Here is a 21,566-nt window from a genome sequence, read left to right on the forward strand (position 1 = left end):
CCGCCCGGAAAATCGCTACGCTAGTAGTCACAACATCATCTAACGGGAGGCGGCCGGCATCGTGAGCAATGCAGAAGCCACGACTTCATCAGACCGGACCAGCGCGGGAAAGGCTGAACCCGCGGCTGTCCACAATCCCGAGGCTGAACGCCTCCGGGCGCTGCTGGAACCCGCGGTCCAGTCGCACCGGCTCTACCTGGAGGATGTTGCCATCCACATCGCAGGTTCCAACCGTGTGGTCCACGTAGTGGTGGACCTGCCGCAGGAAGAGACGGGCGGCGTGAGCCTTGACGTCATCGCGGACATCTCCAAGGAACTCTCCGACATCCTGGACAGCGACCCCAGCACGGACAGCCGTCCCTATGATCTTGAGGTTTCATCGCCCGGCGTGGGGCGGCCGCTGACCGAGCCCCGGCACTGGCACCGCGCCCGCGGGCGCATGGTGAGCGTCAACGTGATCCAGGGCGAGAACGTCACGGGCAGGATCAGCTCCGTTGACGACGCCGGCGTGACCCTGGTTCCCGAAATTGCCGTGAAAAAGGGCATGAAGCCCAGGCAGGGCGACCCCGTAAAACTTCCTTTCGACAAGATCCGCAGCGGAAAAGTCGAAATTGAGTTCAGCCGCCTCGACGAGGCCGGTCTGGAAACTGAGCACAATGGACCTTCTGAGGAGGCCTGATGGATATTGACATGAGCGCGCTGAGACTCCTGGAGCGTGAGCGCGAAATCCCGCTGGATCTCCTCATCCCCACGATCGAGCAGGCACTGCTTGTCGCCTACCACAAGTCGCCGGGCGCCTTCGAAAAGGCCCGGGCGGAGCTGGACCGCAAGAGCGGCCACGTAACCATCTGGGCCACGGAAATCGACGACGACGGTGCACCTATCGGCGAGTTCGAGCACACACCGGCCGGGTTCGGCCGTATCGCCGCCAGCACCGCCCGGCAGATCATTCTGCAGCGGCTGCGCGACGTTGAGGATGACAACGTTCTGGGCGAGTTCAAGGGCCGTGAGGGTGAACTTGTTGCCGGGCTGATCCAGCAGGGCAACAACCCCCACATGATCCAGGTCAACCTGGGCACGGTGGAAGCACTGCTTCCGCCGCCGGAGCAGGTGCCGGGGGAGAAGTACATCCACGGGAACCGGCTTCGTGCTTACGTCATCGATGTGCACCGGGGCACCAAGGGCCCGTCCATCACCCTTTCCCGTTCGCACCCCGGCCTGGTCCGGAAGCTTTTCGAACTCGAAGTCCCGGAGATCGCCGACCGCTCCGTGGAGATTGTCGCCCTGGCCCGCGAAGCCGGGCACCGCACCAAGATCGCAGTCAAGGCAAACACCCAGGGCATCAACGCGAAGGGTGCGTGCATCGGCGAAATGGGCTCGCGCGTGCGGGCGGTCATGACCGAACTGAACGACGAAAAGATCGACATCGTTGACTTCAGCGAGGATCCGGCCACCTTCATCGCCAGTGCCCTGTCGCCGTCGCGTGTGAATTCAGTCACCATCACCGACGAGGCCACCCGTTCAGCCCGCGTCGTGGTGCCGGATTACCAGCTCTCCCTTGCCATCGGCAAGGAGGGGCAGAACGCCCGCCTCGCCGCCAAACTGACGGGGTGGCGAATCGATATCGTCTCCGACGCCGCCGCTCCGCGCGGTTAGCAGCGCCAGCCGGACAGAGGAAAATCCGTCCGGCACAAGCTCTTGGCCTGATCGAACTGCCCGCCCCCGCGGCGGGCAGTTTCGGTTTCCGGTTTCGGGTATAGGCCCCGTGAGGGGCTAGAATAGAACTTGGCCGCGCCTAGCGGCCGGCATCAGCGTGTTCGAGCGCCGGGTCCTGCCGAAAGGCAGAGGCGGGCGGCCGGGCAGGCAGATAGGTACAGGCAGGAAGAAACTCGGCAGTGGCACACGTGCAACAACTCGGGAATCAGCCGCTGCGTACCTGCATCGGATGCCGGAAAAAGGGGCCGCGGTCAGAGTTGCTCCGGCTCGTCTCCGACACCGGCGGTTCGTCCGCCGTCGTGGTGGATGAACGACGCCGGATGGCTGGCCGGGGTGCATGGCTGCACCCCAGCGAAGCGTGCCTGGCCCTGGCGGTCAAGCGGCGAGCCTTCGGAAGGGCCCTCAACGGGTCAACCGGAACGGCCGCCGTCGAACGCCGGATAACGGCAGGAGCGCACGCTGCCGACGTCCCGGCGTCTGCAGTACCAACCGTCCAACCTGAAAGCGGGTCAGAAATCTGATGGAAACCCGATGAGTTCCCAGCGATGAGTGCGTAACGATGACAACTTTGTTGCGCTCTGCAATGGGCCTTTCAGCTGTAACCGCAGCGGGGGCCCGCAGTAAGAAGTAGACGGTTCGTGCCTGGCTCGGTGCGGACCGAGACAGGAGAAATGTGGCCAAGGTCCGCGTACATGAGCTTGCAAAAGAGCTCGGTATTACTTCCAAAGATGCAGTAACCAAACTGCAGGAACTGGGCGAATTTGTTCGCTCCGCCTCTTCCACCATTGAGGCCCCCGTGGTGCGGAAACTCCGCAACGCGTTCCCGGCTGCCGCCGCTTCGAAGTCCGAAGCCCCCGCAGCCGCCCCCAGGTCCCCGGCAAAGCCGGCGGAAACCCGTCCCGCGCCGGCTCCCGGCCCCGCTGCCCCCAAGGCTGCTGCGCCTGCGCCTGCACCGGCACCGGCACCGGCACCGGCCCCCAAGGCAGAGGCGCCTGCAGCTCCGGCTGCGCCCGCCGCTCCGGCAGCTCCGGCTGCCGCAACGCCCGCCGCGCCCTCCACCGGTGCGAAGCCGGGAGCACGCCCCGCGCCCAAGGCTGAGACCCCCTCACGTCCGGGCGGCGCACCGCGTCCCGGCGGCCCCCGCCCCGGCAATAACCCCTTCGCCACGTCCCAGGGCATGCCCCGCGGCCGCGGAGGAGACGGTGACCGTCCGCCGCGCCCGGGCAATAACCCGTTTGCCACGTCCCAGGGCATGCCCCGTCCCGGCGGCGGCCGCACTGACGGCGACCGTCCCGGCGGCCCGCGTCCTGCAGCCGGCGCAGGCGGACCCCGCCCCGGTGCTCCGCGTCCAGGCGCTACGCCCGGCCCGCGTCCTGCAGCTGGTGCAGGCGGCCCCCGTCCCGGCGGTCCCCGTCCGGGTGCCGGCGGAAACCGCCCCACGCCTGGGATGATGCCTAACCGCACCGAGCGTCCCGCACCTGCAGGTGCCGGCCGTCCCGGTGGCGGCGGACGCGGTCCCGGCCGTCCCGGCGCTCCCGGAACCGGCGGTCCCGGTGGCGGCGGCGGTGCTCCGGCCGGCGGTGGCTTCGGCAAGGGTGGCCGCGGTCGCGGTGGCACCCAGGGTGCGTTCGGCAAGGGCGGCGCTGGCCGCGGCAAGCAGCGCAAGTCGAAGCGCGCAAAGCGCCAGGAACTTGAGCAGATGAGCGCACCGTCGCTGGGTGGCGTGAGCGTACCCCGCGGCGATGGCAACACCGTTATCCGGCTTCGTCGTGGATCGTCCATCACGGACTTCGCTGACAAGATCGAGGCGAACCCCGCCGCACTGGTTACCGTGCTCTTCCACCTCGGTGAAATGGCAACGGCAACCCAGTCGCTGGATGAGGACACCTTTGCACTTCTCGGCGAGGAACTCGGTTACAAGCTGCAGGTCGTTTCCCCGGAGGATGAGGAGCGCGAACTGCTCAGCGCCTTCGATATCGACGTCGAAGCCGAACTCGAGGCCGAAGGTGACGAAGAGCTTGAGGCACGTCCTCCGGTAGTCACCGTCATGGGTCACGTTGACCACGGTAAGACCCGCCTGCTCGACGCCATCCGCAACTCGGATGTCGTCGCCGGCGAGCACGGTGGCATCACGCAGCACATCGGTGCCTACCAGATCAGCCACGAGCACGAGGGTGCGCTGCGCGACATCACCTTCATCGACACCCCGGGTCACGAGGCGTTCACCGCCATGCGTGCCCGTGGCGCGAAGGTCACGGACATCGCCATCCTGGTTGTGGCAGCGGACGACGGCGTGATGCCCCAGACCGTTGAAGCACTCAACCACGCCCAGGCGGCCAACGTGCCGATCGTCGTGGCCGTGAACAAGATCGACAAGGAAGGCGCGAACCCGGACAAGGTCAAGGGCCAGCTCACCGAGTACGGCCTGGTTCCCGAAGAATACGGTGGCGACACCATGTTCGTTGAGGTCTCTGCCCGCCAGAACATCAACATCGATGAACTGATCGACGCCGTGCTGCTGACTGCCGACGCCGCGCTGGACCTGCGGGCCAACCCGGACAAGGCCGCCCGAGGCATCGCCATCGAAGCGAACCTGGACAAGGGCCGCGGTTCCGTGGCCACCGTCCTGGTGCAGTCCGGTACCCTCGCGGTCGGCGACACGATCGTTGCCGGCACGGCGCACGGCCGCGTCCGTGCAATGTTCGACGAAGACGGCGAAGCCCTCGACGTCGCACTGCCGTCCCGCCCGGTTCAGGTCCTCGGCCTGTCCAACGTGCCGCGCGCCGGTGACACCTTCCTGGTGACCGCCGACGAGCGTACCGCCCGACAGATCGCCGAAAAGCGTGAAGCGGCCGACCGCAACGCCCAACTCGCCAAGCGCCGCAAGCGCATCAGCCTGGAAGACTTCGACCAGGCCGTCGCCGAAGGCAAGATCGACACCCTCAACCTCATCCTCAAGGGTGACGTCTCCGGTGCCGTGGAAGCCCTCGAAGACGCGCTGCTCAAGATCGACGTCGGCGAAGGCGTCCAGCTCCGCGTTATCCACCGCGGTGTTGGTGCGATCACGCAGAACGACGTCAACCTGGCTACGGTCGACAGCGCCGTCATCATCGGCTTCAACGTCAAGCCTGCCGAGCGTGTTGCCGAACTGGCAGACCGCGAAGGCGTGGACATGCGCTTCTACTCCGTCATCTACTCAGCCATCGATGACATCGAGCTGGCCCTCAAGGGCATGCTCAAGCCGGAGTACGAAGAGGTCCAGCTGGGCACCGCCGAGGTCCGCGAAGTGTTCCGTTCCTCCAAGTTCGGCAACATCGCAGGTTCCATCGTTCGCACCGGTACCATCCGACGCAACACGAAGGCCCGCATCACCCGCGCCGGCAAGCTCATTGGCGACAACCTCACGGTGGAGACGCTCAAGCGCTTCAAGGACGACGTCACCGAGGTCCGCACGGACTTCGAGTGCGGTATCGGCCTTGGCTCGTACAACGACATCACCGAAGGCGACATCATCGAGACCTTCGAGATGCGCGAGAAGCCGCGCGTCTAGTCGTGTGAGTTTCACAGGTGCGGGGCCGTTGGGTTTTTCCCGGCGGCCCCGCACTTTCGCCCGACCCGGGAGCCTCCGAGTTTTGGGGGCGCCCCGCCCCTACGCTGGGCGGCTTAGGATCTTCGATCCCGAGCCGCCCAGCTCCGGCAGCGGAGCTGGCCTTCCCAACACTCGCAAGCTCGTGTCGGGGCCCGCGGCCATCTCCTTAGATGCCACTCCCAGGCCCCCTCAATCGCTACGCGCTAACGTTGTTCCATGCGTTGGCGCGCCCCCAGTTTTCTATTTCTATCCAGGAGGATGTAATGGCTGATCCGGCACGCGCTGCCAAGATGGCGCAGCGGATTAAGGTTGTTGTTGCTGAGGCTTTGGGCCGGAAGGTCAAGGATCCCCGGCTTGAGGGGATTACCGTCACTGATGCCCGGGTGACCAATGACCTGCAGCATGCCACCATCTACTACACCGTGTTCGGTGACCAGGCCGTGCAGGTTGACGCCGCCAGAGGCCTGGAGAAGGCCAAGGGTGTGCTGCGGCAGGAAGTGGGCCGCAACATCACCGCCCGGCTTACCCCCACACTCGAGTTCGTGGCCGACCAGATCCCGGTGAACGCCTCCAACCTGGAGGAACTGCTCCGGGAGGCCAAGCGGCGCGACGCCGAGGTGGCTGCCCTGGCCGAGAAGGCCAAGCACGCAGGTGACGCCGACCCGTACAAGAGCGACGTCCAGCCGGACGTGGAAATCGACGAAGACGACTTCGACGAAGAGGACCTGGACCTGGCCGACGACGAGACAATAGACGAGGACCGGAACCGCTAGCGTTTCCGGCTCTGCACTGGGAGCCCAAGCCCTCAAGCGCCGTAAGGGTGCGGACGGATCTCTTCGATCCGGCCGCACCCTTTCTTTTAATCCTCTTTCTTGTCAGTCGTCGAGAGGCGCCTTCACGACGCGGCCGTCCGGTGCGGCATTCGGTGCCGGCAGGGAATTGACCGTCGCGTAGATGCTTTCGCCCCTGATGTCGACGTCGGCCGTGAGCATTCCCGGAAGGACCACCGTCTGCTTGCCTGAGTGGGCAGACAGCCGCAGCACGCCCTTACCGAACAGGGAGGCAACGTACACGTGCCCGTCGTCGTCCATGTCCAGTCCGGTGGGTGACATCACGTCGTCAGCGAACAGCTTCACGCGGCCGTTGTGGGGATTGACCTTGTACACCGCTCCGCGGGCACCCAGCGCAGGGTCCTCCGGGCCGCCGGGGAGCACGGAGACGTACAGCCAGCCATCCGGTCCGCGCTTGACGTCGGTGGGCACGGGCTCGAAGCGGTAGGTGTGACCGACGATGCAGCCCGGAAGCTTGAGGGCCGCGGCTTCCGCTGCAGTGAACGTGTGCGGCCGTGCCGGCAGTACGGCAACGCTTTCGGCCTCGCCTGACTCCACGTCGACCGAGACGATGGCGTTGGCTCCGGCGTCGGCTACGTAAATGGTGTCGCCATAGACATCGATTCCATAAGGATGCGAATCGATCTGGCCCTTGTAGGAAACCGGCACATCTTTGGGCAGCTTTGCAACGCAGTCGGCGGGAAGGTCCTTGAAGCCGTAGCTGATGCCGCCGTCGGGGTTGTGCTTCATCTCCAGGGCAGCAAGGTCGCCAAAGGTGCGGTGCTTGCCGCCGGAGTCAATGCTCCTGATGTGTCCAGCCAACGGCCTCGGATCCATGGGGCCGGCACCCTGGCTCTCGGCCAGGTAAATGGTCCGGCCACGACGGTCGCTGCCGGCCACATCCCAGGCCGCGTTCCGGTAGACCACGGATTTGCTGCCGTCCCGGGCGATTTTCGTCAGCTGCCCCGCGAATTCCTCGCTGACCAGAACCGAACCGTCCTGTCCGTCGCTGAGGTGGAGCGGGGTCAGCAGGCCCTTGGCAAGAACGGCCGGTGCTGACTGGCTCCCTGCTGCATTGCCTGCCGGAGCCGCGTGGCCCGCCGGGGACGCCGACAAGAGGAGTGAGGCAGCCGCGACGGCTGCCCAAAGTGCTCGTTGCTTTTCCATACCGTCTCCAATGTCAATGGTGCGCATCCAGAACATTGAGACCGATATGTGGTCCGAAAATCGGGTCCCCCGACGCGCGTATTCTAAGCCCGGCTTTCGGGGCCTGTCGATGGCGCAGTTCCATGTGTCCGCGTTGGACTCCCGCTTCGGGTCGTCCGCGAAAAAACTTTTGGGGCCCTCAGGCGGCGGGGCTTTTAATGTCAGACCCCCGGACCAGACTGGTTCCATGGAAGCCATGGGGGGATTCACCGCGGACCGGGCCCTTGGGCCCGGTGCCGGTGGGTTGGCTGCTGCCGGTGGGTTGGCTTCTGTCGGTGCCAACGCCCTGCAGGTCGTTTCTTCCGGGGCGGACGTGGTGGACCGCAGCCTTGCTGATCTGGCCTCGAACGCGATCACCGCCGAAGACACGGCGTTGTGGGGTTTCGGGCAGGCCGCGGATTTCGCGGACCGGGTCGAGCAGCTCTCCCGCCACGTGGAGTTTCTGCAGGTGGTGGCCGCCGGCGCGGTGGACCGGGCCCGCGCCGGGGCGTTCACCGGGCCGCTGACGGCCGCGGCACCCCTCGTCCCCGGCCCCGCCGCCGCAGCGGGCCCGGGGCCGGGGGATGACGGGTCCCGGACCACTGTCGAGTTCCTGCAGGCCAGGCTGCGGATCCCGGCCGCCGAAGCCCGCCGCCGCCTCGCCCTGGCCGACGCCGTCCTTCCCCGGACCGGGTTCGGCGGGCAGCCGCTCCCGCCCCGCTACGAAGAACTCGCCGCCGCGGTCAGCGCCGCCCGGATCGGCTCCCGCGCCGGGACCACCATCACCCTGGCCCTGGACCGGGCCCGGCACCTCACCACCGCGGACCTCACCGCCGCGATGGAACACGCCCTGACCCAAACCGCCGTCGAAAGCGACGGCGACTTCCTCACCCGGGTCACCAAACACTGGGCCGAGGCCATCGACCAGGACGGGACCGAACCCTCCGAACCGGCCCTCCGCCAGATCCAGGGCGCCTTCATCCGCCGCCCCAAACACGGCCTGCAGCACCTGGAAATCTTCGCCACCACCGAACAATTCGAAACCCTCACCACCGCCATGAACACCGCCACCAACCCCCGCACCCCGACACCCGGCACCCCAACCGGCACCGACACAACCGGGACCGACGCGACCGGGACCGGCACCGAAGCAACCGCGGACAGCAGTTCCGGGACCGGCAGTGACGGGACCGGCAGTGACGGGACGAACGGTGACGGGGCCGGGGAACAGGGCGGCCCGGCCGGCTGGGACACCCCGGACCTCCCGGAAATCCCGCTGGACCACCGGTCCCAGGGCCAGAAGAGACTCGACGGACTCGTCGGCGCCTGCCAAACCGCCCTCACCACCGACACCCTGCCCGCCAACGGCGGACACCGGCCCCAGATCCTGGTCACCATCAACTACCGCGACCTCCTCGCCGAACTCCAGCAACGGCACAACGCACAGTGGGCCGCACCGCCGCAGGACCGGGCAGCACCGCCGCAGGAGTCCTCGCAGGGCACGCAGTGGTCCCAAAGCGCGCCTTCGTTCTAAGGAGCGCCTTCGTTCCAAGGAGTGCAGGGCCCCCGGCCGGGCTACACCGGCCGGACCGGCGACGGGACCGCCCTGTTCGCCTTCTCCGGCCCGGTAAACCCCGCCACGATCCGCAAAATCGCCTGCGACGCCGACCTCATCCCCGTCGTCCTCGGCAGCGACGGCCGGATCCTGGACATCGGCCGCGCCTCACGGGTCTTCCCGCCCCACATCCGCAAAGCCATCATGGCCCGGGACCAGGGCTGCGCGTTCCCCGACTGCACCATCCCCGCGCCCTGGTGCGAAGCCCACCACATCACCTACTGGTCACGGGGCGGAACCACCGGCACCGGCAACGGCGTCCTCCTCTGCACCCACCACCACCACCTCATCCACAAAGAACTATGGACCATCGAAATCACCAACGAAGTCCCCTGGTTCAAACCCCCACCAGAACTCGACCCCCACCGAAAACCCCGCCGCAACCACTACTTCCGCTCACGACCCCAACGGGAATAAACGGAACCCCGGCTGTCCCGCAGCGCCCTCAGGCTGGCTATGATCAGACCATGCGCGCCCACCCATCAGCTGCAGATGTGACCGAATACCTGACCGAAGCCGTGGCATTGGCCCAGCGGAACGTCGCGGCCGGCGGCGGGCCGTTCGGCGCGCTAGTGGTAACAGCCGACGGCACCGTCCACGAAGGGGTTAACCGCGTCACCCGGGACAACGACCCCACCGCCCATGCCGAGGTGGTGGCGATACGCACCGCCGCCGCAGAGACCCGGAACTTTGATCTCAGCGGCGCTGTCCTGTACGCCAGCTGCGAGCCCTGCCCACTGTGCCTCGCGGCGGCGCTCTGGGCGCGTGTCGACCGCGTGTACTTCGCCGCCGACCGGCACGGCGCAGCCGCCGCGGGATTTGACGACGCGCTCTTCTACGAATACTTCGGCGGCTCCCGGCCGGAACTGCTGCCTGTCAGCCACATCCCGGTTCCTACGTCGGGCAACCCTTTCGATGCCTGGCGCAACAACGCCGAACGCACCGACTACTGAAACCTGTTACCGGGCCGGGCTACCTCCGGGGGAGCCTGCCCACGCCTTCGACCAGTTCCCTTTGGTCACCGCACAACGCAATCCGGATCCAGCCCTCGCCGATGGAGCCAAAGGCGGTTCCAGGAGCAAACGAGACGCCGGCCTCGGCGAGGAACTGTTTGACCCAGGCCCGGACGTCTCCGCCGCTCACGTGCGAGACGTCCGCCCACAGGTAGAACGCCCCCTGCGCGCTCAGGAAGGGAATGCCCTTCTCCGCCAACACGGCCGACGCCGCGTCGCGGTTGGCACGGTAGTGCGCGTGGGCCTGCGACACATAGTCCTGCGGGCCGGTCAACGCGGCGAGCGCCGCGTACTGGGACGGTGACGCCACGCAGGAGACGATCGCCTCCATGACGTTGTTCATCCGCTGCTCCAGTCCGGGCGGGCACACCAGCGCTCCAATACGCAGACCGGTGAGCCCATACGTCTTGGACAGCGTCAGCGACGTGAACACGCGTGCTTCACCGGGGTCGGTGCTATCGAACCGGGCAGGACTCGCGTGCGGGACGTCGTACGTGAAGGCCTCATAGCACTCATCCGAGATGATCCACAGGTCGTGGCGGCGGGCCAGTTCCACGAGTTCCCGGGTCAGGTCCTCCCGGAGAACGGCGCCCAGGGGGTTCGACGGCGAGTTGAGCATGAGCACGCGCGTCCGGTCCGTGATGAGCGCCTCGATATCCGCGATCCGGGGCTGGAAATCGTGCGCGGGGTAAAGGGGGTACTGCACAGGGACGGCGTGCAGCAGCCGGCTGGTCATGGCAAACGTGGGATAGCCCGGATTGGGAATCAGGATTTCGTCGCCGGGTGCGAGCAGCAGGCTCATGGCGAAGTGCAGGCCCTGCTGGGCGCCGTCGACCACATATACGCGGTCCGCCCCGATGTCTACGCCGGACTGCTCCCGGAACCTGGCGGCGAAAGCCTCGCGCAGCTGCGGGATCCCGGCGTTCGGAGTGTAGTTGGTCTCGTCACGGTCCAGGCACGCGATCCCGGCATCCAGGACGTGGCGGGGGAGCGGGAACCCGGGCTCGCCGATGCTCAGGATCAGCGCCCCCGGGGTCCGCCACGCTGCCTCGGTGATTTCGCGGATCTGGTTGACGGGTACGTCGCGTATGTGCGCGGAAAGCTCGGGCATGACTGCCATCCTAGCGCCGGGCGTGCCCTGGCCCCCGACGCGGCCCAATACCCCCGCCGCGTCCCCGATATACTGATAGGCGTGCTTTCTGGACTGGTAATAGTGGACAAGCCGCAGGGATGGACCAGCCACGATGTGGTTGGACGGATGCGGCGGATCGCCGGTACCCGGAAAGTGGGCCACGCGGGAACGCTGGATCCCATGGCCACCGGCGTGCTGGTGCTCGGCATCAACAAAGCAACGCGGCTGCTCACGTATATCGTGGGCACGTCCAAGACCTACACGGCAACCATCCGGCTGGGGGAATCCACCATCACGGATGACGCAGAAGGCGAAGTTGTCAGCCGGGCGAGTGCCGCGTCCCTGACCGAGGACGCCATCCGCTCCGGCGTTGGATCCCTCACGGGGGAGATCCAGCAGGTGCCGAGCAGCGTCAGCGCCATCAAGGTCAACGGTGAACGGTCCTACGCCCGCGTACGTTCCGGGGAAGATGTCCAGCTGGCTGCCCGGCCGGTCACCATCCACCGCTTCGACATTCACGGAATCCGCCGGGACCAGGCCGCCGGACACGACATGGAGGTGGTGGACGTCGACGTCACGGTGGAATGCTCCTCCGGCACCTACATCCGTGCCCTCGCCCGGGACCTCGGCAACTCGCTCGGCGTCGGCGGGCACCTGACCGCATTGCGGCGGACAAACGTCGGACCCTACTCGCTGGACCAGGCGCGCACCCTCGAACAGCTCGCCGAAGACCTCGAAATCCTGGAAATGTCGCAGGCGGCCAGGGCGCTCATGCCCAACCGGGAACTGAGCGCAGATGAAACCACCGAGATCTCCTTCGGCCGGCGCATCGCAGCCGGAACCGCGGCGGGCACACCCGGCGCCGCCACTGCGGAGAAGCCCGCAGCCGCGTTCGCGCCAGACGGGTCGCTTGTGGCGCTGCTCGCGGACAGCGGAAGCTTCGCCAAACCAGTGCTGGTTTTCGCCCCGGGAACGGGCCCCGGCGGCTCCAACAGTCCCGGCGTTCCGAATGGTTCACGTGCCGGCGACGGCGGGCAGGTCTAGCGTTGGACGCATATTTCTATATCATCCTGGCTGTCGGCCTGCTGTCCACACTCGTCTGTGTGGCGGCGGGCATCATGAAGAAGGCCCCGAACGACATCACCATCCTTTCGGTGGCCGCCGTCGAACTGGCCCTACTGGTCTACTTGGCGGGTTCCATCGTGCGGGTCATCGCGGGGGAGCAGATCGCCGGGGAGGCCTGGGAATTCTGGGGCTACCTCGCCACCGCCCTCCTGCTGCCCGTTGCCGCCGTGTACTGGTCCATCCTGGAACGGACCCGCTGGAGCAACTTCGTCCTGGCAGCCGTCGGAGTCACCGCCCTCGTCATGGCCGCCCGCATGAATCAGATCTGGTACTGAAGTGGAAGAAGCACGCAACGTGACTTATACGTCCGAACACACCGGCAAACGCCCCGCAGACACGAGGAACACCGGTCCCGGCCGGCTCCTCATCGCTGTCTACGCCATCTTTGCCATTTCGGCCACCGCACGGGCCGGCTACCAGATCCTCACCAAGTTCTCCGAGGCGCCGCTGGCCTACCTGCTCTCCGCCTTCGCCGCCGTCGTTTACGTCGTGGCCACGGTGTCACTGGCCAAGGCCGGCCGCACCTGGTTCAAGGTGTCCCTGGTCGCCGTCCTGGTGGAACTGGTCGGCGTCATTATCGTGGGGGCGCTGAGCCTGTTCGACTCCGTGCAGTTCCCGCACGAAACCGTGTGGTCCGCGTTTGGCCGCGGCTACGCCTTCGTTCCGCTGATCCTGCCGATCCTGGGCCTCATCTGGCTCTACCGGCGGCGGCCGGCAGCCGCGGCTGCCTAGGGTTCAGATCTAGCGATCCAGGGGTCAGATCTAGCGATTCTCGTCGGACAGGTCCACCTCGATCAGCTCACCGGGCGTCACAGACCGGTGCGCCGGTGGCACTGAGTCAGTTGTATCCGGTGCCGGGCCGGATTGCGCAGGTGGTTCCTGGTCCTGCTCTGTCAGCGGAGCCTGCTGCGGTTTCGGGCTGCCGCCAAGAATGCCGCCGAGGATATCGCCAAGGCCCCCTGAACCCACCCCGCCGGAACCAAAGCCACCCAGGATTCCCCCGAGGATGCTTCCCAGGTCAATTCCGCCGGCTCCGGCCGGGGACTCCTGTGCGCCGGATCCCTGCACGCCGGAATCCCGTCCGCCGAGGACCTTTTTGGCCAGATAGGACATGACGATCGGGGCGAGGATCGGCAGCAGCCGGCGGACGAGGTCTCCGCCGACACCGCCGAGGTTCGCTGTTCCGGCAAGACGGCTGGCCACTTGGTCCTGCTGGCCGCCGAAGACATGGCCAACGATTTTTTCGCCGTCCCGGGTGTCCACCTGCGACGGGTCAACGTCGCCGTCGGCCAGTCCGTTCCGGTGCCTGGCCAGTTCGGCTTCCAGTGCCGCGGCGCCATCCGGCGCCTGGACGTTGCCCTGCATTCCGGCAAGCAGCGTGGGCACGGCGGCCTCGACGGCCGCCTGCGCGGACGCCGTGTCCGTCCCCAGGAGGGACGCAATCCGTTGGACCGGGATCTGTCCCAGCAGCTCCTGGACATCACTCATGGCGTGGCTCCTTCCGGCCCGCTCGTCCCGCAGGCGATCCGTGGTCAAAACGCGAATGAAACTCAGCCCAAGGCAGCACTGCCCGGCCGCTGCCTCTGCATCCTAGCCGGGCGTGTGTGCAGGTGGTAGGCCGCCCGGCCGTCAGTGACAGTCAGGGATTGCAGGTAACCTTAGAGAGTTCCGGCCCTGGCGCGCCGGGAGCAAGTTCAGTCAGGCAGTAAAAGGCGAGGTTGATGGTCCACATCTGGAATGATCCGACCGAGGTCCCCGAAGACTTTGGTCCTTCCGTTGTCACTATCGGCAATTTCGACGGCGTACACCGCGGCCACCAACAGGTGCTGTCCCAGCTCATCAGGACTGCGCGGCTGAACAGCGCCAAGTCGGTTGCCGTGACGTTCGACCCCCACCCGGCCCTGGTACACCGGCCGGAAAGCGCGCCCGAACTCATTATGGGCCTGCACGACAAACTCCAGGCGCTGGGCGAGCTCGGACTGGACGCCATCCTGGTCATGAAGTACTCCCTGGAGCTCGCCAGCCTTACCCCTGAAGAGTTCGTCGGCTCGGTCCTCGTGGACAGCCTTCACGCCAGCCACGTGGTGATCGGTCACGACACCCGCTTCGGCAAGGGCAACTCCGGCGACCTGAACACCATGCAGGAGCTGGGGGAGAGGTTCGGCTTTGAAGTCCTGATCATCAGCGAGTTCGGCTCCGAAGGTTTCCCGCTGCATGACGACGGCGGGACGGACCGCCGCTGTTCCTCCACTTGGGTGCGCGAAGCGCTGCGGGAGGGTGATGTCGGCACCGCCGCCGCTGTCCTGGGCCGCGCACACCGGATGCGGGGTGAGGTGGTCCACGGCGCCGCGCGCGGCCGGGATCTCGGTTTCCCCACAGCCAACCTCTCCAGTGATGCGAGCGGCCTGATCCCGGCGGACGGCATCTATGCGGGCTGGCTCGTGGATGAGGCCGGGACGCGCTGGCCGGCCGCGATCTCCGTTGGCTCCAACCCCACTTTCGACGGCGTGAGCCGACAGGTGGAGGCGCACGTCATCGACAGGCCTGAGGAGCGCATTGAGGACTTCGATCTGTACGGCCAGACAGTAGTCGTGGAGTTCGTGACCAGGCTGCGTGGCATGGTGGCATACCGTGGGCCTGAAGCCCTCGTGGAGCAGATGCGCCAGGACGTCCTGCAGACGCACGACATCCTGCTCAAGCGCTGACCCGCGCGCTCCACACGGGACTGCACCATGCAGTCCTGCACCACACAGTATTGGCAAGGAAGGCGACGCTGTGACCGTAGAGAAGAACACCAGGAAACTGGACAAGGGGATTGTGCGCGATTTCAGTTCCCGCATGAGTTATGCGTCCTACCTTCAGCTGCCCACACTGCTCAGCGCCCAGCAGCCCGTCAGCGTCCCGGAACACCATGACGAACTGCTGTTCATCATCCAGCACCAGACCACGGAGCTGTGGCTCAAGCTGGTCCTTCACGAACTCCGCACAGCCGCTGAGAAGCTGCGTTCGGATGACCTCGGCTCGGCCCTGAAGGGCATCGCGCGGGTCAAGCACATCCAGAAAACCCTCACCGAACAGTGGTCGGTCCTGGCCACGCTGACCCCCACCGAGTACGCCGAATTCCGCGGCTTCCTGGGTAATTCGTCCGGATTCCAGTCCAGCCAGTACCGCGCCGTGGAGTTCGTGCTGGGCAACAAGAACAGGAAGATGCTTCCCGTCTTCGAATCCGATCCCGAAGCGCACGCCCTGCTGACCGAAGTCCTGCACGCACCGAGCATCTATGACGAATTCCTCGCCTACCTCCACCGCCAGGGCTTCGACGTTCCCGAGGCGGTGCTGAACAGGGATGTGACCCGGGCACATGAGTTTGAGCCTGGACTGGTGCCCCTGTTCAAGCACATTTACGAGCACGCCGCCCAGAACTGGGGTGCATACGAGGCATGTGAGGAGCTGGTTGACCTGGAAGATAACTTCCAGTTGTGGCGGTTCCGGCACCTGCGCACGGTGCAGCGCACCATCGGCATGAAAACGGGCACCGGCGGCTCCACCGGGGCGGCGTTCCTGCAAAAGGCCCTTGAGCTGACGTTCTTTCCGGAGCTGTTCGCCGTGCGTACGGAGATCGGACAATGACCATGCAGGCAGCCGACGTCCTGCTTCAAAAGGCCACACGCCTCGACGCCGACGATCCCCTGGCCAGGTACCGCGGACTGTTCGTCGGCGCGGACACAGAGCTGTCCTACCTCGACGGCAACTCCCTGGGCCGCCCGCTCAAGCGGACCGCCGGAGACATAACCACCTTCATCCAGGAGGGCTGGGGCGGGCGTCTGATCAGGGGCTGGGACGAGGAATGGCTGGACATGCCCCAGGCCATCGGCGACCAGCTGGGGCGTGCGGTGCTGGGCGCCGCCGCGGGCCAGACCATCATCGCCGACTCCACGACGGTGGTGCTGTACAAGCTGATCCGGGCAGCGCTGGCCGCCGTCGGGGATCCGGCGCGGACAGAGATCGTGGTGGACACGGACAACTTTCCCACCGACCGGTATCTCGTCGAAGGCATCGCCAGGGAGGAGGGACTGACCCTGCGCTGGATCGAGGCGGATCCCGCCTCGGGTGTCCACCTCGAACAGGTGAGGCAGGCCCTGGGGCCGGCCACCGCCGTCGTCCTCCTCAGCCACGTGGCCTACCGCTCGGGGCACCTCGCGGACTTGCCGGCCATTACCGCTGCAGTGCACGACGCCGGTGGGCTGGTGGTCTGGGACCTGTGCCATTCCGCCGGGTCCGTCGAGCTGCAGCTGGACGAGTGGAACGTGGACTTTGCCGCGGGCTGCACCTACAAGTACCTGAACGGCGGCCCGGGTTCGCCCGCCTTTGCCTACGTCAATGACCGGCACCTGTCCGGACTCACGCAGCCCATCTGGGGATGGATGGGCCGGAAGGACGCCTTCGAGATGGGGCCCGGCTACGAACCGGCCGCCGGCATCCGCGGTTTCCTGAGCGGCACGCCGGCCATCTTCGGGATGATCGCCATGCGCGGCACGCTTGACCTGATCGAAGAAGTCAGCATGGCCGCCATCCGGCAAAAGTCGCGGCAGCTCACCGCGTACGCGCTGGAACTGCACGATGCCTGGCTCGCGCCAGCCGGGGTGATGCTTGCTACACCCCGGGACCCGGACCGCCGCGGAGGCCACATCACCGTTGACCATCCCGCCTTCCGTGAGGTGACGGCCGGGCTCTGGGAGAGGGACGTCATCCCGGACTTCCGCGCTCCGCAGGGCATCAGGATCGGACTTTCGCCGCTGAGCACCGGCTTTGCCGAACTCCACCGCGGCATGGCAGCCATCAGGGACCTGCTTCCGGGGGTGTGACCAGCCCTGTTGCCGTTTCGACAAGATTGCAATACGGCCGGTAAACTAAACGGTGGATCCGGCTGCAGTCCGTGGTTGCTGGATCCTGTCTTGTGCGGAATGTTCTTCGGACCTCCGCGCCGGCACCCCCGGCAGTGAATTACTGACTCGGGCCTCACGGCACATCTCTAGGAGTTATTGTGGCACTTGACGCCGCCGTAAAGCAGTCCATCATCAAGGAATACGCAACGTCCGAGGGCGACACCGGTTCGCCGGAGGTCCAGATTGCGGTTCTGACTCAGCGGATCAAGGATCTGACTGAGCACATGAAGGAGCACAAGCACGACTTCCACACCCAGCGCGGTCTGCTGGCCATGGTTGGTCGCCGCAAGCGCATGCTGACCTACCTGAAGAACACCGACATCGCCCGCTACCGTTCGCTCATCGAGCGCCTCGGCCTGCGCCGCTAGTCTGGTTTTGAGGCGGCCCTTTCCTGCCGGAACGGGCCGCCTCGTCAGTACATAAAAACTAAACAGGAGGATCAACCGCATCACGCATTCGCGGTCCTCGGTAGTGATCCCCGGGAAGCTTCGCTGACTGAAGCCGGCCCGTGGGTCTCGATCGATGACCGGGTGCAGGGCCAGTAGACAGATGCTGGGCTGGGTTGATGCGGCTGGACTTCCGTTACACATGAAACGGAGGTGACTCTCTTGGAGGGTCCCGAAATCCAGTTCTCAGAAGCAGTCATTGACAATGGCCGCTTTGGCAAGCGTGTAATCCGCTTCGAAACCGGCCGTCTTGCCAAGCAGGCGGCCGGCGCAGCCATGGTGTACATCGACGAAGACACCGCGCTGCTCTCCGCCACCACCGCCGGCAAGCACCCGCGTGAAGGCTTCGACTTCTTCCCGCTGACCGTGGACGTCGAAGAGCGCATGTACGCCGCCGGCCGCATCCCGGGCTCGTTCTTCCGCCGTGAAGGCCGCCCGTCCACCGAAGCGATCCTGGCCTGCCGCCTGATGGACCGCCCGCTGCGCCCCGCGTTCGTCAAGGGCCTGCGCAACGAGGTCCAGATTGTCGTCACCGTTCTGGCGATCAACCCGGACGAGCTTTACGACGTCGTGGCCATCAACGCTTCCTCGATGTCCACCCAGCTCTCCGGCCTGCCGTTCTCCGGCCCGATCGGCGGCGTCCGCGTTGCCCTCGTCGCCGACGAGCAGGGTTCGCAGTGGGTTGCCTTCCCGAAGCACTCCCAGCTCGAGAACTCAGTGTTCAACATGGTCGTTGCCGGCCGCGTTGCCGGTGACGACGTCGCCATCATGATGGTCGAGGCCGAAGCCACGGACAACTCCTGGAACCTCATCAAGGAACAGGGCGCCACCGCCCCCACCGAAGAGGTTGTTTCCGAGGGCCTGGAGGCTGCCAAGCCGTTCATCAAGGCTCTCTGCGAAGCCCAGCAGGACCTGGCAGCCCGCGCCGCCAAGCCCACAGTCGAGTTCCCCGTCTTCCTGGACTACCAGGACGACGTGTACGCCGCCGTCGAGTCTGCTGCGGCGGAGAAGCTCACCGCTGTCTTCCAGATCGCCGACAAGCAGGACCGCGACAACGCAGCCGACGAGTTGAAGGACGAGGTTGTTGGCTCCCTCGCCGACCAGTTCGAAGGCCGCGAGAAGGAGCTGTCCGCAGCCTTCCGCTCCGTGACCAAGCACGTTGTCCGCCAGCGTATCCTCAAGGACCAGATCCGCATCGACGGCCGCGGCCTGACGGACATCCGCCAGCTCACCGCCGAGGTCGAGGTCCTGCCCCGCGTTCACGGCTCTGCCATCTTCGAACGTGGCGAAACCCAGATCATGGGTGTCACCACGCTGAACATGCTCAAGATGGAACAGCAGATCGACTCGCTGTCGCCGGTAACGCGCAAGCGCTACATGCACAACTACAACTTCCCGCCGTACTCCACCGGTGAGACCGGCCGCGTCGGATCCCCGAAGCGCCGCGAAATCGGCCACGGTGCCCTGGCCGAGCGCGCGCTCGTGCCGGTGCTGCCGTCCCGCGAGGAGTTCCCGTACGCCATCCGCCAGGTGTCCGAAGCCCTTGGCTCCAACGGCTCCACCTCCATGGGCTCGGTCTGCGCCTCGACGCTGTCCATGCTCAACGCCGGTGTTCCGCTGAAGGCCGCCGTCGCCGGCATCGCCATGGGCCTGGTCTCCGACCAGGTGGACGGTCAGACCCGCTACGCAGCGCTGACCGACATCCTTGGCGCCGAAGATGCCTTCGGTGACATGGACTTCAAGGTTGCCGGTACGTCCGAGTTCGTCACGGCCATCCAGCTGGACACCAAGCTCGACGGCATCCCGGCATCCGTGCTGGCAGCAGCGCTGAAGCAGGCCCGCGAGGCCCGACTCCACATCCTCGAGGTCATCAACGCCGCGATCGACACCCCGGATGAGCTCTCCGAGTTCGCTCCGCGCGTCATCGCCGTCAAGATCCCCGTGGACAAGATCGGTGAGGTCATCGGCCCCAAGGGCAAGATGATCAACCAGATCCAGGAGGACACCGGCGCGGACATCTCCATCGAGGACGACGGTACCGTGTACATCGGCGCCACCAACGGCCCGTCGGCAGACGCCGCCCGGTCCGCGATCAACGCCATCGCCAACCCGCAGGTCCCGGAAATCGGCGAACGCTACCTGGGTACGGTCGTCAAGACCACCACCTTCGGTGCATTCGTCTCCCTGACCCCGGGCAAGGACGGCCTGCTGCACATCTCCGAGCTGCGCAAGCTCGCCAGCGGCAAGCGCGTGGACAACGTCGAGGACGTCGTCTCCGTGGGCCAGAAGATCCAGGTCGAGATCACCAAGGTCGACGACCGCGGAAAGCTGTCCCTGTCTCCCGTTGTGGCTGAAGAGGAAGGCGCCGGCGAGGCCGACCGCGTTCACGCTGCGGCTCCGGCAGAAGGCTCGGACGCATCCGAGTAGTTCCGGGCTCCGGCAGCTGAGTGCTGCCGGATCCCATAGGGCGGGGCCGTTGGTTGTACCACCGGCCCCGCTCCGTTTAACCCCCACCCAACCCCCGCTTGCGGCGGCAAAACAGCCCACGTCAGAGCCACGCCGTCGGCGGGCCCGCTGGTACGATTGCAGGCAGATTTGGCTCCGCTTCCCGAAAGGCCTTGATGACTGTCGTACCCCTGCCGCTGGAGCAGAACCACCCCGGCGACACCCTGATCCACGGAGCCGACGGCGGTTCGGAAGTCCGCCGTTCGGTCCTCCCCGGCGGGGTTCGCGTGCTGACTGAGGCCATGCCGGGGCAGCGTTCAGCCACCATCGGCTTTTGGGTGGGTGTGGGGTCACGCGACGAAGCGCCGGGGCAGCACGGATCGACGCACTTCCTTGAGCATTTGTTGTTCAAGGGCACCAAGAGGCGCACCGCCCTCGAGATCGCTTCCGCCTTTGACGAGGTGGGCGGCGAATCCAACGCCGCCACCGCGAAGGAAAGCACCTGCTACTTCGCCCGCGTGCTGGATACGGACCTGCCAATGGCCATTGACGTCATCGCCGATATGATCACCGGCGCCGTGCTGGATCCCGCCGAGATGGAGCAGGAACGGGACGTCATCCTCGAGGAAATCGCCATGGACAGCGACGACCCCACGGACGTGGCGCATGAACACTTCGTGGCCGCCGTGCTCGGCACCCATCCGCTGGGACGCCCCATTGGCGGCACTCCGGATGCGATCCGCGCAGTGGCGCGCGACTCCGTCTGGGACCACTACCGGCGCTACTACCGCCCGGACGAGCTTGTGATCACCGCCGCCGGCGGTTTGGAGCACGACGTCGTCTGCCGGCTTGTGGTGGATGCGCTCCACTCAGCCGGGTGGTCCCTTGAGGCCGGGGCGGCTCCCGTGGAGCGTCGCTCCACCGAGCGCGCAGAGATCACCGGCACCGCGGGACTGCACGTGGTCACCCGCCCGGTGGAACAGGCCAACATCATCATGGGCTGTCCCACCATCGTGGCAACCGATGAACGCCGCTATGTCATGAGCGTGCTGAACGCCGTGCTCGGCGGCGGGATGTCGTCACGGCTGTTCCAGGAGATCCGCGAGAAGCGCGGACTCGTGTACTCCACCTATTCCTTCGCCTCGTCCTACGCCGACGCCGGCTACTTCGGCATGTACGCCGGCTGCACGCCCACCAAGGTCCGCCAGGTGCTGGAACTCCTCGGCGCCGAACTCGACAGCCTCGCGGCCGGCGGTATTTCCGAGGACGAGCTCCGCAAGGCGGTGGGGCAGCTCTGCGGCGGGATCGTCCTGGCCTTGGAGGACACCGGCTCCCGTATGTCCCGGCTGGGCCGCGCCGAGCTGGTCTCCGGTGAATACCAGGACATCGACGAGACCCTGCGCCTCATTAAGGCCGTGACGGCGGAACAGGTCCAGGAGCTGGCCAGCGAGCTGGCCGCGGCGCCCCGAACCGTGACGGTGGTCGGCCCCTTCGACGAATCGGAAACCTTCGGGCTCTGAGTTC

The 21,566-nt window shown here is 66.3% G+C and carries 18 protein-coding genes and 1 pseudogene; 16 read left to right on the plus strand and 3 right to left on the minus strand.

Features of this window, described 5'->3' with window-relative positions; genetic code table 11:
• The first annotated feature begins 61 nt into the window (after positions 1-61).
• The 5 genes from rimP (at position 62) to rbfA (ending at position 6,078) form a co-directional block, all read left to right on the plus strand.
• Positions 62-679, plus strand: coding sequence for a ribosome maturation factor RimP (rimP, locus tag ABRP34_RS21780; protein ID WP_353711754.1), 618 nt, complete (start codon positions 62-64; stop codon positions 677-679).
• Positions 679-1,656, plus strand: a complete 978-nt coding sequence (gene nusA / locus ABRP34_RS21785) for a transcription termination factor NusA (RefSeq protein ID WP_003798366.1) — start codon at positions 679-681, stop codon at positions 1,654-1,656. Before rimP ends, nusA begins: the two co-directional genes overlap by 1 nt.
• Before the next feature lie 248 nt (positions 1,657-1,904).
• Positions 1,905-2,237 carry a YlxR family protein gene (locus tag ABRP34_RS21790; protein WP_245531455.1) on the plus strand — a complete coding sequence of 111 codons (333 nt, stop codon included), beginning with the start codon at positions 1,905-1,907 and terminating at the stop codon, positions 2,235-2,237.
• Between the two features lie 152 nt (positions 2,238-2,389).
• On the plus strand, positions 2,390-5,266 hold the full coding sequence (gene infB, locus ABRP34_RS21795; RefSeq protein WP_353711755.1) for a translation initiation factor IF-2: 2,877 nt from the start codon (positions 2,390-2,392) through the stop codon (positions 5,264-5,266).
• Positions 5,267-5,568: 302 nt separating this feature from the next.
• On the plus strand, positions 5,569-6,078 hold the full coding sequence (gene rbfA / locus ABRP34_RS21800) for a 30S ribosome-binding factor RbfA (RefSeq protein ID WP_314192868.1): 510 nt from the start codon (positions 5,569-5,571) through the stop codon (positions 6,076-6,078).
• A 102-nt stretch (positions 6,079-6,180) separates the two neighbouring features.
• On the opposite strand, the gene ABRP34_RS21805 is transcribed toward rbfA, so the two are convergent.
• Entirely contained in the window at positions 6,181-7,302 is a 1,122-nt protein-coding gene (locus tag ABRP34_RS21805) for a ScyD/ScyE family protein (protein WP_353711756.1), read from the minus strand.
• 352 nt (positions 7,303-7,654) lie between these two features.
• On the opposite strand from ABRP34_RS21805, the pseudogene ABRP34_RS21810 reads away from it, so the two are divergent.
• Positions 7,655-9,352 (plus strand): annotated as a pseudogene (locus ABRP34_RS21810) (DUF222 domain-containing protein).
• Positions 9,353-9,402: 50 nt separating this feature from the next.
• Entirely contained in the window at positions 9,403-9,888 is a 486-nt protein-coding gene (locus ABRP34_RS21815) for a nucleoside deaminase (RefSeq protein WP_353711757.1), read from the plus strand.
• A gap of 19 nt (positions 9,889-9,907) precedes the next feature.
• On the opposite strand, the gene ABRP34_RS21820 is transcribed toward ABRP34_RS21815, so the two are convergent.
• Positions 9,908-11,059, minus strand: coding sequence for a pyridoxal phosphate-dependent aminotransferase (locus ABRP34_RS21820; protein WP_353711758.1), 1,152 nt, complete (start codon positions 11,057-11,059; stop codon positions 9,908-9,910).
• Between the two features lie 81 nt (positions 11,060-11,140).
• On the opposite strand from ABRP34_RS21820, the gene truB reads away from it, so the two are divergent.
• The 3 genes from truB to ABRP34_RS21835 are packed head-to-tail and all read left to right on the plus strand — an operon-like array spanning position 11,141 to position 12,937.
• Positions 11,141-12,124: a tRNA pseudouridine(55) synthase TruB gene (gene truB / locus ABRP34_RS21825; RefSeq protein WP_353711759.1), complete on the plus strand. Its 984-nt coding sequence runs from the start codon at positions 11,141-11,143 to the stop codon at positions 12,122-12,124.
• Between the two features lie 2 nt (positions 12,125-12,126).
• Positions 12,127-12,480 (plus strand): hypothetical protein, encoded by a 354-nt coding sequence (locus ABRP34_RS21830; protein ID WP_353711760.1) that lies wholly within the window; start codon positions 12,127-12,129, stop codon positions 12,478-12,480.
• A gap of 19 nt (positions 12,481-12,499) precedes the next feature.
• The gene (locus ABRP34_RS21835; RefSeq protein ID WP_353711761.1) at positions 12,500-12,937 is read left to right on the plus strand and encodes a hypothetical protein; all 438 of its coding nucleotides are present in this window, start codon (positions 12,500-12,502) and stop codon (positions 12,935-12,937) included.
• Between the two features lie 30 nt (positions 12,938-12,967).
• Here ABRP34_RS21835 and ABRP34_RS21840 read toward each other — a convergent pair whose 3' ends face one another.
• Positions 12,968-13,693, minus strand: a complete 726-nt coding sequence (locus ABRP34_RS21840; RefSeq protein WP_353711762.1) for a DUF937 domain-containing protein — start codon at positions 13,691-13,693, stop codon at positions 12,968-12,970.
• Between the two features lie 233 nt (positions 13,694-13,926).
• Here ABRP34_RS21840 and ABRP34_RS21845 point away from each other — a divergent pair, with 233 nt between their 5' ends.
• From ABRP34_RS21845 to ABRP34_RS21870, 6 genes are all read left to right on the plus strand, one after another.
• Positions 13,927-14,910: a bifunctional riboflavin kinase/FAD synthetase gene (locus ABRP34_RS21845; protein ID WP_003798813.1), complete on the plus strand. Its 984-nt coding sequence runs from the start codon at positions 13,927-13,929 to the stop codon at positions 14,908-14,910.
• A gap of 70 nt (positions 14,911-14,980) precedes the next feature.
• Positions 14,981-15,835 carry a tryptophan 2,3-dioxygenase gene (gene kynA / locus ABRP34_RS21850; RefSeq protein WP_003798812.1) on the plus strand — a complete coding sequence of 285 codons (855 nt, stop codon included), beginning with the start codon at positions 14,981-14,983 and terminating at the stop codon, positions 15,833-15,835.
• Positions 15,832-17,070, plus strand: a complete 1,239-nt coding sequence (gene kynU / locus ABRP34_RS21855) for a kynureninase (RefSeq protein WP_353711763.1) — start codon at positions 15,832-15,834, stop codon at positions 17,068-17,070. Before kynA ends, kynU begins: the two co-directional genes overlap by 4 nt.
• Positions 17,071-17,249: 179 nt before the next feature.
• Positions 17,250-17,519 (plus strand): 30S ribosomal protein S15, encoded by a 270-nt coding sequence (rpsO, locus tag ABRP34_RS21860; RefSeq protein WP_003798808.1) that lies wholly within the window; start codon positions 17,250-17,252, stop codon positions 17,517-17,519.
• A gap of 240 nt (positions 17,520-17,759) precedes the next feature.
• Positions 17,760-20,024: a polyribonucleotide nucleotidyltransferase gene (locus tag ABRP34_RS21865; protein WP_353713443.1), complete on the plus strand. Its 2,265-nt coding sequence runs from the start codon at positions 17,760-17,762 to the stop codon at positions 20,022-20,024.
• Positions 20,025-20,218: 194 nt separating this feature from the next.
• On the plus strand, positions 20,219-21,562 hold the full coding sequence (locus ABRP34_RS21870; protein WP_003798805.1) for a pitrilysin family protein: 1,344 nt from the start codon (positions 20,219-20,221) through the stop codon (positions 21,560-21,562).
• Positions 21,563-21,566: the final 4 nt, after the last annotated feature.

Source organism: Arthrobacter sp. K5, assembly GCF_040448525.1.
Lineage (GTDB): Bacteria > Actinomycetota > Actinomycetes > Actinomycetales > Micrococcaceae > Arthrobacter > Arthrobacter globiformis.

Coding starts and splice junctions, on each gene's coding strand:
- nusA (WP_003798366.1), top strand. CDS start 679: ATGGATATTGACATGAGCGCGCTGAGACTCCTGGAGCGTGAGCGCGAA.
- rbfA (WP_314192868.1), top strand. CDS start 5,569: ATGGCTGATCCGGCACGCGCTGCCAAGATGGCGCAGCGGATTAAGGTT.
- ABRP34_RS21805 (WP_353711756.1), bottom strand. CDS start 7,302: ATGGAAAAGCAACGAGCACTTTGGGCAGCCGTCGCGGCTGCCTCACTC.
- ABRP34_RS21815 (WP_353711757.1), top strand. CDS start 9,403: ATGCGCGCCCACCCATCAGCTGCAGATGTGACCGAATACCTGACCGAA.
- ABRP34_RS21820 (WP_353711758.1), bottom strand. CDS start 11,059: ATGCCCGAGCTTTCCGCGCACATACGCGACGTACCCGTCAACCAGATC.
- ABRP34_RS21840 (WP_353711762.1), bottom strand. CDS start 13,693: ATGAGTGATGTCCAGGAGCTGCTGGGACAGATCCCGGTCCAACGGATT.
- ABRP34_RS21845 (WP_003798813.1), top strand. CDS start 13,927: ATGGTCCACATCTGGAATGATCCGACCGAGGTCCCCGAAGACTTTGGT.
- kynU (WP_353711763.1), top strand. CDS start 15,832: ATGACCATGCAGGCAGCCGACGTCCTGCTTCAAAAGGCCACACGCCTC.
- ABRP34_RS21870 (WP_003798805.1), top strand. CDS start 20,219: ATGACTGTCGTACCCCTGCCGCTGGAGCAGAACCACCCCGGCGACACC.